At 46.9% G+C, this 14,567-nt stretch carries 10 protein-coding genes; 4 read left to right on the forward strand and 6 right to left on the reverse strand.

The genetic code is table 11. The annotated features are described in order from the left end of the window. Position 1 precedes the first annotated feature (1 nt). Positions 2 to 1,015, reverse strand: a complete 1,014-nt coding sequence (locus QTP81_RS11595; RefSeq protein ID WP_289365672.1) for an aspartate carbamoyltransferase — start codon at positions 1,013 to 1,015, stop codon at positions 2 to 4. A 72-nt stretch (positions 1,016 to 1,087) separates the two neighbouring features. Continuing rightward, on the reverse strand, positions 1,088 to 1,750 hold the full coding sequence (locus tag QTP81_RS11600) for a TetR/AcrR family transcriptional regulator (RefSeq protein ID WP_289365673.1): 663 nt from the start codon (positions 1,748 to 1,750) through the stop codon (positions 1,088 to 1,090). A 152-nt stretch (positions 1,751 to 1,902) separates the two neighbouring features. Between QTP81_RS11600 and QTP81_RS11605 the strand changes: the two genes are divergently transcribed. From QTP81_RS11605 to QTP81_RS11615, 3 genes are all read left to right on the forward strand, one after another. Continuing rightward, positions 1,903 to 3,045: an efflux RND transporter periplasmic adaptor subunit gene (locus QTP81_RS11605; RefSeq protein WP_289365675.1), complete on the forward strand. Its 1,143-nt coding sequence runs from the start codon at positions 1,903 to 1,905 to the stop codon at positions 3,043 to 3,045. A gap of 2 nt (positions 3,046 to 3,047) precedes the next feature. After that, the gene (locus tag QTP81_RS11610; RefSeq protein WP_289365676.1) at positions 3,048 to 6,227 is read left to right on the forward strand and encodes an efflux RND transporter permease subunit; all 3,180 of its coding nucleotides are present in this window, start codon (positions 3,048 to 3,050) and stop codon (positions 6,225 to 6,227) included. Between the two features lie 254 nt (positions 6,228 to 6,481). Beyond that, the gene (locus tag QTP81_RS11615; protein ID WP_289365677.1) at positions 6,482 to 7,174 is read left to right on the forward strand and encodes a DUF2982 domain-containing protein; all 693 of its coding nucleotides are present in this window, start codon (positions 6,482 to 6,484) and stop codon (positions 7,172 to 7,174) included. Positions 7,175 to 7,182: 8 nt separating this feature from the next. On the opposite strand, the gene QTP81_RS11620 is transcribed toward QTP81_RS11615, so the two are convergent. Beyond that, the gene (locus tag QTP81_RS11620; protein ID WP_434532982.1) at positions 7,183 to 10,239 is read right to left on the reverse strand and encodes a hybrid sensor histidine kinase/response regulator; all 3,057 of its coding nucleotides are present in this window, start codon (positions 10,237 to 10,239) and stop codon (positions 7,183 to 7,185) included. A 225-nt stretch (positions 10,240 to 10,464) separates the two neighbouring features. On the opposite strand from QTP81_RS11620, the gene parC reads away from it, so the two are divergent. Further along, positions 10,465 to 12,762: a DNA topoisomerase IV subunit A gene (gene parC, locus QTP81_RS11625; protein ID WP_289365679.1), complete on the forward strand. Its 2,298-nt coding sequence runs from the start codon at positions 10,465 to 10,467 to the stop codon at positions 12,760 to 12,762. A 25-nt stretch (positions 12,763 to 12,787) separates the two neighbouring features. Here the strand turns inward: parC and QTP81_RS11630 are convergent, their stop codons facing one another. From QTP81_RS11630 to QTP81_RS11640, 3 genes are read right to left on the reverse strand one after another with little or no spacing between them, the layout of a single operon-like run. After that, positions 12,788 to 13,165: a GFA family protein gene (locus tag QTP81_RS11630; protein ID WP_289365680.1), complete on the reverse strand. Its 378-nt coding sequence runs from the start codon at positions 13,163 to 13,165 to the stop codon at positions 12,788 to 12,790. After that, positions 13,165 to 13,734: a DUF4136 domain-containing protein gene (locus tag QTP81_RS11635; RefSeq protein WP_289365681.1), complete on the reverse strand. Its 570-nt coding sequence runs from the start codon at positions 13,732 to 13,734 to the stop codon at positions 13,165 to 13,167. Before QTP81_RS11635 ends, QTP81_RS11630 begins: the two co-directional genes overlap by 1 nt. Before the next feature lie 25 nt (positions 13,735 to 13,759). Beyond that, the gene (locus QTP81_RS11640; protein WP_289365682.1) at positions 13,760 to 14,560 is read right to left on the reverse strand and encodes a DUF1338 domain-containing protein; all 801 of its coding nucleotides are present in this window, start codon (positions 14,558 to 14,560) and stop codon (positions 13,760 to 13,762) included. Positions 14,561 to 14,567 lie beyond the last annotated feature (7 nt).

Consider the following 14,567-nt stretch of genomic DNA (forward strand, 5'->3'; position numbering starts at 1 on the left):
ATTAATTACTCTTATTACTGTGCCAGACAACCGTTTGATCGTACTGGCTAACTAAATTTTCGACACCGAGGGTAAGCGCAAACAAAGCCATTCGCACCAATACACCATTGTCGGTTTGTCTAAATATGGCGAGATTTGGATTAAGGTTCAAATCATTGTCTAGTTCGTTTGCCTCTGCGCGTGAATCGCGTGGCAGCGGGTGCATAATCACTGTATTGGACTTGAAGTGCTTGGTGTAAATATCTTGATTGAGTCGAAAGCGACCGCGATAGCGGTTGGCTTCTTCTTGTGAAGTAAAACGCTCCTCTTGGATCCGCGTTTGATAGCAGATATCAGCATCAACACTGCCACTGAGCTGATCGGTGATAGTTACTTTATGGCCGTGATCCTCTAGCACACTGACGATGCTATCAGGCATGCCAAGCTCTATAGGAGAAATCAACGTAAAGTGCAGATTGTTAAACAAGGCGAGTAACTTCGATAAAGAGTGTACCGTGCGGCCGTGCTTTAAATCACCGATCATCGCGATGTGCAAACCATCGATAGATCCACCCATGGCACGCTGTTCTTTGTCGATGGTGTAGAGATCTAAAAGCGCTTGGGTCGGATGTTCATTGGCACCATCACCACCATTGATAACGGGAACACGACTACCTTCAGCGAATTCGGCGACTGAACCTGCTTGTGGATGACGCATGGCAATAATATCTGAGTAACCACTCAGTACGCGAGCGGTGTCATACAATGATTCGCCTTTGGCCAAGGCTGACATGCTCATGCCTGTGGTTTCTCGTACTTCGCCACCTAAGAGGTTAAATGCAGTACCGAAACTCACTCGCGTACGCGTGCTCGCCTCAAAAAACAAATTTCCGAGAATTGCGCCATTGAGCACTGTGGTGCGTTTTTGTCGCAGAGCATAAGGTTGCATGCTATCGGCAACGGCAAAAACTTGCTCAATAGCGGCGCGGTCAAATTGGTCAACAGAGAGAATATGGTTGCCAGTAAACGTGTGCATAAGCGGCTACCTGCTGAAAAAAATCGCGCTATTGTAACAACTTAAAATGATTGTGTCTCAGACGAATTTACCTCATCGCGCATGTGGCTCGATGGTCGGAAATTGCTGGCACTCGTCGAGTAAGACGGTTATTTGACGACATACGCGGCGACAGATTGTTTGTTGTTGATCGTGGGACAACTCAAACGGCAAACGCAGCATACTGCGCATGTGGAAATCCGCTTTGAGTAGATTGAAAAAATCAGTGGCGGCACTCATTGCTTGAAACTGTGTCAGCTGTGGTTTTACTTTGGCGATAATACTGGCAACTGTTTGCACGCTTTGTTGTGGTCCTGCGCGATAAAACAACTCAGCAACGTGTGGATTATTCTTTGCCTCACCAATGACTACCGTATACATAGCGATGACGTCAGGGTCTTGTAACAAGCTGATGGTTTGATGCGCAATTTCGTTTAACACGTCTCCCAATGGAGCATCACAAGTATCCAATCGCGATGCATCAAGTCGATATTCTTTGCACTTTGCATCGATCACTGCCGTATACAGGTCATCTTTGTTATTGAAATGCGAGTAGACAGTCTGCTTTGACACCGAAGCTGCTTTAGCCACTAGATCCATCGAGGTGTTGGTAAAGCCCTGCTGCAAGAACAACTCACTAGCGGCAGCCAAAATTGTTTGGCGTTTTTCTTGGCTTTTGGGGCGACCTAATTTTGTAGTTGCGGTGGATTGTGACATCTAACTCTCACCTGTTGGATAAATTAAATATTTGTAAAATTACATTATCATACTGGACAGTCTAGTTTATTTAAACTATATTCTCAATTACCGAACTGGGTAGTCCAGTAATTGTTTTCATCCGTATTCGTTTTTTTCTTTGGAACTTTATCATGAATAGTGCTGATCAAAAGTCAAAATATACACTGCTGGGTCTCGTACTGATTTGCTTTACAGGTCTAGTTATGTTGCTTTTGATGTCTGGTGCAGGTCGCGCGCAAAGCGACTCTAATCGACTTGTCGCCGTTGGCGTTGAAGCAACGCAGTTACAGTGGATGAATAGTTTTGACAAAATTCAGCGCGTTGTTGGCCGAGTAGAATCCGCTCAGCGGGCAAATACCGGTTTTGAATTGGGTGGGGTCGTGGCGAATGTCTGGGTAGATGATGGTGATACTATTTCAGCAGGCCAGGTTATCGCCGAACTAGACACGGAATTACTCGAAAGCGAACTCATGCAAGCACAAGCCGCTGTTGAGCGTGCTCAGGCGCAAACGAAACTAGCTCAGTCGTCACTTCTTCGAGTCCAGGATTTGGTCGCAAAACGCGTAGAGTCCCAACAGCGTTTGGATGAAGCACAACAAAGTTTAGACGCAGCGAATGCCACGGTTAAAGAAACGCTGGCGCGCGTCAATACCATTAAAGTCAATTTAAACAAGGCAAAATTGCGAGCCCCGTTTGATGGTCAAGTGCTGACGCGTCATATAGACAAAGGTACGGTAGTAGCCCAAGGTCAGGCGGTATACGAGTTAATTGCGACGGGCGATAACGATGTGCGTATGCCAATGCCAGCTAATTTAATTGAGCATGTGAATTTAGGTGAAGAGTACGTACTTCGCAGCGATAACCGCGATTTTCAAGCAACACTGAAGTCAATTGGCAAGCAGCGCCGCTTGGCTACGCGTACGATTGATGCGGTTTTTGAGTTAGGTACCGATAATCCCAATATCCTGCCCGGCGATTTGATGACCTTAGATGTGAAAATTACTGTGCCTGAATCTGGCGCTTGGGTACCTCTTGCAGCCTTGAGTCATGGTGTAAGGGGGTTGTGGAATGTCTATTCGGTCGATGCAGATAGTGTCAGCCAAGTTACGCCGCGCGCGGTTGAAGTACTCTATAGCGATGGCCAATTTGCGTTTATCCGCGGTGCAATCAATGCTGACATGCTTGTTGTGGTATCCGGAACACATCGACTCGCCCCCGGTCAAGAAGTCGCTGTGACGGTAGTGACTGACAACGACACTGCTGAGCGACAGTAAGTATGGAACAGAAAAGCACCCATACCGACACACAAGGGGCTTGGTATACCCTGTTTTTCCGTCGTGGGCACTTGTTAGTGTTAAGCCTGATTATTATTTTAGTGGCAGGCTACTCTGCGCTATCTACGTTACCGCGTTTGGAAGACCCCCGCATTGATACGCGCAATATGCTAATCCTTACGCCATACCCCGGTGCATCTGCCGAGCGGGTAGAGGCATTGGTGAGCGATGTACTCGAAGATCGCTTGCGTGAAATCTATGAAATTAAAAAAATTGAATCGACATCGCGCGCCGAAATTTCTGTGGTTTCGGTTCAGCTACAAGATTGGGTCGATAACTCATCCAATGAACAGCTATTTTCAGAGATACGCGATGCCATTGCCGAAGTTGCGCAATCTTTCCCAGTTGGTGCCGGTGAGCCAATACTCGATGAAAAGCGCGGCGCAACGGCATTTACCGTATTGTTTGCGGTTAAGCCCCAGTACCCAAGCACTACACCGTTGACCTTAGTGTCTCGGTTGTCTACTGAGCTAGCTGACCGTTTGCGCAATGTCACTGGCACAGAATTAGTTAGGATCTATGGCGAGCCTCAGGAAGAATTTGTGGTCAGCATTGACCCACAGAAATTATCGGAATCAAGCCTCACTATTGCTCAAGTCAGTCAAGCAATTGCGGCTGCCGATCCAAAATTGCCAGCTGGAGTTATCTATACCGAACAGCAAAACATTCGTTTGCAAGTAGCCGAACCGCTTGATGGTTTAAATACGATTCGCGCGATTCCGTTGAGTAACCAAAACGGCTTATTCTTGCGATTAGGTGATATTGCCGATGTACAACGCCGTTATCAGCAACCAATGGCTGATGTTGCTTATGTCAATGGCGAACAAGTTATCTTTGTGGCGGCACGTATGCAAACCACTGTGCGCGTAGACCAATGGACCGCTGATATCAAACAGGCGGCTGCTGCGTTCCAAACGGAATTCGCTGGCTCAATTGCCGCTGATTTAGTGTTTGAACAAAATATTTATACCGAGCAGCGTTTGTCTGAGTTGTCGGGCAACTTGTTGCTGGGTAGTGCAGTCGTCATGCTGGTAATTTTGATCTTCATGGGATTAAAAGCATCGCTCATTGTCGGTGTAGCATTGCCTCTATGTGCCGCTTTCGCGCTGTTTTCGTTAAGTTTCTACGGCGAACAAATCCACCAGATGTCGATTTTCGGCATTATCATCGCCATCGGGCTACTGATTGATAACGCCATTGTTATCACTGATGAAACGCGGATCAATTTACTAAATCCCGATCTCAGTCGATTACAAGCGCTAGAAAAAACCGTTAAGCACCTATTCGCGCCCTTAACGGCATCAACGTTAACAACCATTTTAGGTTTTATGCCAGTGTTCTTATTAAACGGAAATATTGGCGATTTTATCGGTGGTATTGCAATTAGTGTTGTGATGGCTTTGATAGGGTCATTGGCGATTTCACTAACCTTAATTGCTGCACTCGCCGCGCGGTTTTTATCCCGCGATGCAAGCGGTCAACGCGCCTGGTATCGCAGTGGTTTGCAAATGCCGAAGGTCACCCTAGTCTTCAAGCGTCTGCTTGGTGCAGCGATTAAACGGCCGGTTATCGTGCTACCAACAATAATTTTGTTTTGCTTCAGTGGTTTTGTGCTCTCGATGCAATTGGCTAATGTGTTTTTCCCCAGTGCTGACCGCGATCAATTTGAAATCTATCTTTGGACCAAAGACGGCACGGGTATAGAACGCACCGCCAATGCTGCGCTGGCAGTTGATGATGTATTAAGAGCACAGACTGATATTAAACAAGTGACGTGGTTAGTCGGTGGCTCAGCACCTTCGGTGTACTACAACCAAGTGATGACTCGTGACAACTCCCCCAATTTTGCCAATGCTGTGGTCACCGCTGATTCAGTTACCGCTGCCGCGCAGTTGATTGGGGAATTGCAGTTGACGCTAACCGAAGCGTTCCCAGAATTGAAAGTAGTGGTGCGCGCCTTCGGTCAAGGGCCGCCGATTGCTGCGCCGATTGAAGTGGACATTTTCGGCCCAGATTTGGAGATGCTGAACGAATTGGGAATGCAAGTTCGATTGGCTATGACAAAAGTACCGGGTATCACGCAGTCGATTGCTTCAATAACTCAAGCGGAGCCGGAATTTAGATTGACCGCCGAGCGCGATACCTCTGAAATGGCATCTTTATCTTTAGCCGCTATCGCAGAACAACTACAAACGGCACTGCGTGGCCAAGCGGGAGGCAGTGTACTGGAAGGCACTGAAGACATTCCTGTGCGTGTGCGGGTTGACGACCAAATTCGTAGCTCAATTATTGATATAGCGAATCAACCTTTGCTCTCTAGTCAGCTTGCGCAAAATGGCGAGGCTACCAGTGTTGCCGCGTTAGGTGAATTTGAATTACATCCGGCAATTTCCGGGATCACGCGCAAAAATGGCGTTCGGTTAAATCGGGTTCAGGCATTTTTAATGCCTAATGTGCCAGCCATAGACGTATCCAATCAGCTGCGCGATCTGCTGGAAAATGGTGAGATTGAATTACCACAAGGGTATGAGATCAAAATGGCCGGCGATGCTGACGAACAAGCCCGAGCGGTGGGGCAACTCGCAACCTACGCGCCGGTGCTTTTGGTGCTGATGATCACTACTTTAATTTTGACCTTCAGCAGCGTTCGCATGGCGGGTGTAATTGCTGTAGTGGCAATTTTATCGGTCGGATTAGGTTTTTTAAGTTTGTGGATATCCGGTTTACCCATTGGATTTAATCCATTGTTGGGCAGTGCGGGGTTAATCGGTGTAGCAATTAATGGTTCGATAGTGGTGATTGCTGCCATCAACGCCAACCCCGATGCCAAAGCGGGCAATACAGTCGCGATTGTGAGTGAGACTATGAGTTGTAGTCGTCATATTCTGTCGACCACGTTTACCACCGTCGGTGGCTTGGTTCCTTTGCTGTTATTCAGTGAAGGTTCGTTTTGGCCTCCATTAGCGGTTGTGCTTGCTGGTGGCGTTGGCTTCTCGGTGATTTTGTCGCTTATCTTTACGCCGACTATCGTGGCTCTATTATGTCGCGTCCGTGCTGCACGCGATCAACGCCGCTTAACCAGGCGCTCTGAGGCAGCACAGATACAACCGCAACTGTCATAACCTCCCTGTTATTCGGAGTCTGGCGTGCCCCTATGCGTCAGGCTCTTTTTTCCTTCAAATTATCGCTTGAATTGAACGTTTTCGCGGTTATATTCGTTTTAAATATACACAAGTGCTCGCTCAACGTAGGGCGAGCTTGAGGCATGTAATGGCGAGTAAAAAAGCGCGAAACTGGTGGACGACTGACTGTGAAAAGTGCCAGCGCTGGCGTCTAATTATTGTGTGGGGAATTATCATGTTATTGGTGTATTTGTATGTCTGGCAATGAACAAGTGATTGCAATCCGCGCGACATCTAAGCGCAACGGTATCACTACAACGCTTATCGGTGTTGGATTGTTGGTTGTTGGCTTAACGGTAATTTCGGCATTTTCCAAATATTTGTTTCTTGTTGGCGTGTTTGTTGCCAGTGCAGGGATCGTCGGCATTGTGATGGGATGGTTTAAGATACGTGAGCCCAATTTCAGCCTACAGATAACCCCAGACGGGATCACGTACATGCATCGCAGTGGTCAGTGGCAACTGACATGGGATAATATCCAACGGATCGATGCACCGCGTGTTACACGAGGAATAGAGACACGCGACTTGGAGCTTGTGGGTTTTAGACTGCGAGACACAACATCGGTGATTGAAACTATCTCACCGCGATTGGCGACCAATATACTCATGGAGCAGCGCCCGTTACTGCTACAAAACCCCGACGAGAACTGCACCACAGGCACTTGTGCGGGGAATGATTTACTCGAGGACGACCGATTTAAGACCGCTAGTGGTAAAGTTCTACGCGGAGTGCAAGCGATGTTTGCTCATCGCATGCAAAAGCTGAGAGAGCGGCTAGGTTATGATCTGTATATCGCGGCCGCTGAGTTAGATCGCCCGGTTGACGAGTTCATAACGTTACTGCGCAGTTGCCAAGAACAAGTTAAACAATCTACACAAACTTAATTGAAGTGCTAAGCGAGTTGTTGCTGGCCGGCGTCAACGACGCTTTTGCTCTCTTTAACCAACGCTGGCATTTGGCGTTTCACGGCGTCTAAGTCTCCGTTTTTTAACGCAGATTCAATGCTGTGACACAAGCCCTGGAACAGACCAACGCCCGTATAACAACTGGCACCATGGATGCGGTGAATTTGACTTTGTAGCTCATCGAAATTGCTTTGCTGCCAGGCTGCCTCAATTGCTTGCATCGATTCAGGAAGTTGCTCAATAAAGGCCTCAAGTAATTCCCTTGCAGCGGTCTCATTCCCATTAGCGCGACGCACGGCAAGCGCCCAATCCACACTCGGCTCTTGGGGCTCGGAGTTATCGACTGCAGAACACCAGCGGTAGAGCAAGTCAGTAAGCTGATTGAGATCGATCGGTTTGGGCAAATAGTCATCCATTCCTGATGCCATCAGTCTCTCTTGCTCCTCTTTGAACGCGTGAGCGGTGACGGCGATGATAGGGGTGCCCATATTTAATTCAGTTTTGCGGATCTGCTTGGTTGCTTGTAAACCGTCCATGTGGGGCATTTGCACGTCCATCAGAATGATATCAAATTCTTGCTGATGACATTTAGCCAGTGCATCAGCACCACTGTTACTCAAAACCAGATTGACAGGTGTGTCGCTCAACCAAGTTTCGATTAATTTCAAGTTCATTTCCATGTCATCGACAGCGAGAATATTGATTCTTGGTAGTTTCTCGAGGCGTGATTGCAATGGATTATCTTCGGCGTGCTTGGGTGCTCGCAACAAGCTATCAATTTTGTTGGGCGTCAATGGCATGCGCAATTGGGTATTAAAGTACTGACTCAAGCTGGGGTAGTGATTAAACGGATCGGGGCCAGAGTACATTAAGATGCGTTTCGCCGCATTGAACTGTAGCAAATGGCTCAATACATCATTGCGATGCTCTAACTTATAGGCAGGCAAACAGGCAAATAAATAATCAACATGCTCAGGTTCTTGCGCTAGCTGGTCGAGAAAATCCAATGATTCACAACTGACAACGGAAGCACCTAGATAATGCATTAAACGGGCTGTAGCTTGGCGAGTTGCAGCAATAGGATCGAAAATAACGACGCGCTTGTTAATCCACTCGTCGCTTTTCGAAAGATAGTAACGACTACTCAACTGGTTCATACGCAGCGTAATCGTAAAGCAACTGCCTTGGCCTGGCGTACTCTGTAAACTGATTTGACCGCGCATGAGTTTGACCAACTCTTGGCATATCACCAAACCCAAGCCTGTTCCCTGATAATTTCTGTTAAGGGCGTCGTCTACTTGCGAGAAGGCACTGAAGAGTTTCTTCCGATCTTGGCGACTAATACCAATACCAGTATCTTCCACTTTCAATTGAAGCTCGAATAATCCGTGTTCGCGAGTATGTCCGCTGGCGGCAAATGTGATATGGCCCGATGACGTGAACTTAATCGCATTACTTAAGAGGTTATTGAGAATCTGTTTAATCCGAAACACATCGCCAATAAGTTTCTCCGGCAGAGGGCCCAGCTCGAAAATAAACTCCAAGTCTTTTTGATGAGCCGACTTAGCCATCAAACTCACCATTTCTTCGAACACCTGATTAGGCGAAAAAGGTTGGTTATTGAGTTGCAGCTTACCCGCTTCTATCTTAGAAAAGTCGAGGACATCGTTGACAATAGTCAGTAAGCTGTCAGCTGCACCATTAATAATCCGGACTTGTTCTTGTTTTTCGGCCGGTAAAGACGCATGTGATAGTTCACGGCTAAAGCCCAAAATCGCATTCAAAGGTGTGCGAATTTCATGACTCATGTTAGCTAAGAATTGCGACTTAACATTACTGGCTTTGATCGCGTCTTTGCGGGCGATATCCAAACGCGCGTTTTGCTCTTCAATCAGCTCCATATTATTGCGTAGATCCGTTGTCGCCTGCTCGACTTCTTGCTCTAACTGACTACGGCTTTTGTCCATTAACGCCAAGGAAAAGAGCCCAGCCTCTAAAAACACACCTACTTGAAAGCAGTACCCGGTAAATCGGTTTGACGGTAAAAAACCAATCAAACTCAAAATCCCTATAAGTGCGCCAATAGCCAGCATGCCCCATGCGATCATAAAGTATCTGGCGGGTTGAAACTTATTCGATAAGGCTTCTATTCCCGCACAGATATAGCTAGCTATCGCCAAAATTCCGATCGTATAAATCGCACCATTTAGCCAAATAGGTGGAAATATTGAAAACAATGCTGCAATGCCAAGAATACCTTGCAGGTACAGCATTAATATTACGATGATATGGGATTTGGGGGCGTTCTCTGGCGTGTTTAAAAACGTCATACTAAAGACACCGCTGCTGATACCAATGATAACGAACATTAAGTTGGTGTGTTGGATCAGCCAGGGCGAAATACCATTGAAGGTTACAAGGTGAATATGACCACCCCACACGAATTGCCAAATTAAGACGGTTAAGATGTAAGCGACATAAGCTAAAAGACTCTTTTCCTTCGCCCCGAAATACAACACTAGATTGTATATGGCGAGTATTATCAAGCCGCCGTAAAACAGTCCCCAGATAATACTGTCAATCAGCATCGCACGGGTATGATTGACTTCAGAGCGAATAGTCACCGGAGCAATAAGGCTAGAGCTAACACTTTCAATCCTTATAAATAGCTCTACTTCTGCACCTGATGGAATTTCTGATTTCACTACTGGGATGCGATAGTGCTGGCTTGCCCGCAAACGCCCTTGCGAAACTTCTTGCACAAGTTCCCCATCAATCAGTAAATAAAAGTCAACTTTGTCTAATTGGCTGAAGTCTAAATTAATAACCCAGTCATTGTTTTCAGTGAAATGGCTAAACCGCGCCAACAACCAGATGCCTTGATCTGAAAAGCCGTAATTCGGCGTGTCGCGTCCCGACCAGCGAAAGTTGTCTTTCAGTGAAATGGCTTGTTCGATCGTGAAGGGCACTTCGTTTTCACGCAGCACAAAGAAGTTATTAGACAGCTGCACCGTTTCATCACTGCGCAGGATCTGCATATTCATTTGCGCCGCAGTAGAGAAGCTGGCGATTAGACTAATTGCACAAAAAACGCCAAGTAAAAAAGTGACCAGCGCAGCCTGTAATTCCCGAGTCCTTGCAGTGACGATAGTTAAATTCATTTTTACTCTTATTGCGCGTATCACTCTGTGTGTGAATCGTTTATTATGGTTTTTGAAAACAGTCTCATTGTTACCAAAACAACAGCAAAAATACAGTACTACGATCATATGAGCGATAACATCATTATCAATTCAGACGGCGTCGAGCAACTGCCGTTACAGCGCTTTACCGAAGAAGCTTATTTAAACTATTCAATGTACGTCATTATGGATAGGGCTTTGCCCCATATTGGTGACGGCTTGAAACCGGTACAACGGCGCATTATCTATGCCATGTCTGACTTGGGACTGAGCGCGAATGCAAAGTACAAAAAATCAGCGCGGACAGTGGGTGATGTGTTAGGTAAATTCCATCCGCACGGGGATTCAGCGTGTTACGAAGCCATGGTGTTAATGGCACAGCCATTCTCATACCGCTACCCGCTAGTTGATGGTCAGGGAAACTGGGGTGCACCGGATGATCCTAAGTCGTTCGCCGCCATGCGTTACACCGAAGCGCGATTGTCGAAGTTCAGTGAAGTACTGTTATCGGAATTAGGCCAAGGCACCGCTGACTGGGCGCCAAACTTTGATGGAACCCTCAAAGAACCAAAAGTGCTGCCAGCGCGATTACCGCATATTTTGCTCAATGGCGTAACGGGTATCGCTGTGGGTATGGCGACAGATATTCCGCCACACAATGTGCGTGAATTGGCGAATGCTTGTGCCAAGTTGCTCGATAATAGTCGTACTGAACTGGGTGAGTTATTAGAAATCGTACAAGGACCAGATTATCCGACTGAAGCAGAAATTATCACTCCGCGTAGCGATATAGCGAAGTTGTACGAGACCGGCCGCGGTTCAGTAAAAATGCGTTCGGTTTTCCACGAAGAGAATGGCGATATAATTGTTACAGCGTTGCCTCATCAAGCGTCTGGCGGCAAGATCCTCGAGCAAATTGCAGGACAAATGCAGTCCAAGAAGCTGCCGATGGTCAGCGATTTACGTGACGAATCCGACCATGAAAACCCAACTCGTCTAGTGATCACGCCGCGTTCAAATCGAGTCGATACAGAGCAGTTAATGGCGCATTTATTCGCCACAACAGATTTGGAAAAGAGCTATCGCGTTAACCTTAACATGATTGGTTTAGATGGCCGTCCGCAAGTCAAAGATTTAAAAACTATCCTTAGCGAGTGGCTCAGCTACCGGAAGGCTACCGTTACGCGTCGTTTGCAATATCGCCTAGACAAGGTATTAGCTCGGTTACATATCCTTGAAGGTTTAATGATTGCCTTTTTGAATATCGATGAAGTTATTGCCATCATCCGTCAAGAAGACAAACCAAAACCCGTGTTAATGGAGCGTTTTGGTTTATCTGATACGCAAGCAGAAGCCATTCTAGAACTTAAATTGCGCCACTTAGCCAAGCTTGAAGAGATAAAGATACGGGGTGAGCAAGAAGAGCTTGCAGAAGAGCGCGATAAGTTGCAGTTAATCCTCGGCAGTGACCAGCGCTTAAAAACACTGATCAAGAAAGAGTTACTCGCAGACGCTGAAACCTATGGTGATGAACGTCGTTCACCATTGGTAGAGCGCGGCGACGCAAAAGCGCTATCAGAGAAGGAATTAGTGCCTTCGGAGCCGGTTACAGTAGTACTGTCTGAAAAAGGTTGGGCACGCTGTGCCAAAGGCCACGATATTGATGCTGCAGGTTTGAGCTATAAAGCCGGTGATAGTTATTTAGCAAGTGCGATTGGACGAAGTAACCAGCAAGCCGTATTTTTAGATACCTCAGGTCGAGCTTTTGCTTGTGATGCACACTCATTGCCATCGGCAAGAAGTCAAGGCGAGCCGCTTACCGGGCGTTTTGGTTTGGTGGCAGGTGAGTCCTTTGCGCATGTACTGATGGCGTCTGATGAGCAGCAGTTCTTGATGGTTTCTGACGCCGGATACGGTTTCGTCGGTAAATTCTCTGACATGCTCAGTAAGAACAAAGCGGGTAAGGCCTACCTGACTTTACCGACAGGTGCCAAAGCGATGGCACCGCAAAAGGTAACGGACCACAGTAGTGATTGGTGTTTATCAATCACGACAGAAGGGCGCATGTTACTGTTCCCGCTACGCGACCTACCAACGCTAGGCAAAGGCAAAGGCAACAAGTTAATAAACATCCCAAGTGCAAGGGCTCAATCCCGTGAAGAGTACGTTAAAGTTGTTGCTGTGGTGCCCGACGGTGCAAGTATCCGCGTAGTCGCCGGTAAGCGTGGTATGTCGCTAAGTGCCAGTGATCTGGAGCACTATAAGGGTGAGCGTGGACGACGCGGTAACAAGCTTCCACGGGGATTACAACGTGTTGACAGCGTGGAATTAGAAGCGCCGAGTATCACTCTGGGTGAAGAGCCACCGACGCCAGAGGCGGAATAGTCAAAGCGACTTAAAAGTATTGTACCTAGGCGCTTTTATGCGCCAAGGTATGCGCGTTTTGCTCCCAATTCTGGCCGTCAAAGGGCACCACACGTACCGCAGGGGGACGATTGTCTAAACAGCGTAAATTAACGTCTACACCATCTGGATTAGAGCGAGGAATGTAGAAGGATTTAACGCCGCAGGTAGCGCAAAAATAGTGCTTCGCTACACCACTGTTAAAGCGGTATTCAGTCAATTCATTATCACCATCTAGCAACGTAAACGCTGATTTAGGCACAATGACGTGCAGAAAACCAAATTTACTGCACACACTGCAATTACAGTCTTCTACTTCAATTTCGTCAGGTAGCTCAACACTAAATCTAACCTTACCGCAGTGACAACCGCCGGTATATCGCATTACTCGTTTCCTTGTTGAGTAGTGAGTGGGAAGTCCGCTAACAAACGGTCAATGATATATTGCTGAACTTCATGGCGCCCTTTGCCGTCTTTAACTTTGAGCTTGGCATCGTCGCGCGCCGTCCAAATGACCTGATTGTTATCAACCAGATCCAACTGGATGACTTGCCATTCAACCATATCGTCTCCGATAGGTATTTGTACCGAGGTACCAATACCAATACTCGAGTTTCGTGTACTGGTGCCGGTGCCCAAGCCAATGCTGATCGCTTGGTCATTAGGACGCTCTTCGACATAAGCATCAATCAATAGTTTGATATTACTGTCGTCAGTCACCTTTATGTTGCCAGCGACTAATGCTTGTTCGAGTAACAGGGCTATGTGGCGGTGTGAAGGGGTTCCTTCAGGATCGTCTGCAATAATTGTGAGTTGCTGGATATTACTGAAGTTATAATTGGGATCGAAATCAGGAGTAACGGCTTGCCGGGCGCAAGCCGTGATACCTAAAACCATGCATATGAGCAGTACTTTCTTAAGCATAAAACCACCAAACGTTGATAGCTTTAGCATAGCAGCTCAGAGCAGGCGATTGCTATTACATTGCGTTAGTACTTTCAAATATCTTGTCAGCAGATGCAGCGACAAAACCGTGATATAGCTCGCCATTCGGTAGATGATAACGTTGAGCAAACTCATAAAAACAACTAGGGATTTCTAAGGTTTCGTCACTGAACTTGACCTGATAACGATCAGCCATGGTCGACGATTGTGCTAAGAATACGTCCTCGCCACCTTTAATCTCGCCACCTGAGGTATTTAGTGCAAAACCGTTATCTTTGAGAACTTGATTAACTTCTACCAATGATAAACCACTTTGCAGTTGGTTTACGCTAACCGTGAAGTGATTAGCCCTAAAGCCCCAAGCACTCATCCATGCGGCATATTCTGATTCCGCTAGTAAAGTGCGATAGTCTTTAGCAGATACCTGCCACTGTGGACCGGAATACAGAAAGTCTTTGGCTTGAGCTGCGTCATCAGGAATCTGAGCTATTAGGCCATCAACAATTGCCACAGCCTGATCAGACAGCTCATCGACCCGCAACTCACTAATGAACACCTTAGGGTAGGTCGTATTTGGATGTTCAAAGTGCTTTGCCGTCAGCTTCTTAGCTGTGAAGTCGTAGTCGCCTTTGGCTTCATAGCCGAGCGCTGTAAAGTGGGCGGCTAATTTGTCCAAGTTAATTTTCGCCCGGTCAAAGGTGCGAAATGCGACGTGATCATTGATAATTTCTTCACCTTCGGCGGCTAGCAGTTGATGAACTGCATGCGCTGAAGGTGTGATTTGGATGTAGTCTTGCCAAAGTGCTGCAAAAAGGCTTTCTACTGAAGTGTGCATCGTGTGT

The organism is Neoalteromonas arenosi (assembly GCF_030362855.1).
Lineage (GTDB): Bacteria > Pseudomonadota > Gammaproteobacteria > Enterobacterales > Alteromonadaceae > Alteromonas_E > Alteromonas_E arenosi.

Bases quoted from the DNA above. Each gene is read 5' to 3' on its own strand.
- parC (WP_289365679.1), top strand. From the start codon at position 10,465: ATGAGCGATAACATCATTATCAATTCAGACGGCGTCGAGCAACTGCCG.
- QTP81_RS11620 (WP_434532982.1), bottom strand. From the start codon at position 10,239: ATGAATATGCAGATCCTGCGCAGTGATGAAACGGTGCAGCTGTCTAAT.
- QTP81_RS11595 (WP_289365672.1), bottom strand. From the start codon at position 1,015: ATGCACACGTTTACTGGCAACCATATTCTCTCTGTTGACCAATTTGAC.
- QTP81_RS11600 (WP_289365673.1), bottom strand. From the start codon at position 1,750: ATGTCACAATCCACCGCAACTACAAAATTAGGTCGCCCCAAAAGCCAA.
- QTP81_RS11630 (WP_289365680.1), bottom strand. From the start codon at position 13,165: ATGCGATATACCGGCGGTTGTCACTGCGGTAAGGTTAGATTTAGTGTT.
- QTP81_RS11640 (WP_289365682.1), bottom strand. From the start codon at position 14,560: ATGCACACTTCAGTAGAAAGCCTTTTTGCAGCACTTTGGCAAGACTAC.
- QTP81_RS11610 (WP_289365676.1), top strand. From the start codon at position 3,048: ATGGAACAGAAAAGCACCCATACCGACACACAAGGGGCTTGGTATACC.
- QTP81_RS11605 (WP_289365675.1), top strand. From the start codon at position 1,903: ATGAATAGTGCTGATCAAAAGTCAAAATATACACTGCTGGGTCTCGTA.
- QTP81_RS11615 (WP_289365677.1), top strand. From the start codon at position 6,482: ATGTCTGGCAATGAACAAGTGATTGCAATCCGCGCGACATCTAAGCGC.
- QTP81_RS11635 (WP_289365681.1), bottom strand. From the start codon at position 13,734: ATGCTAAAGCTATCAACGTTTGGTGGTTTTATGCTTAAGAAAGTACTG.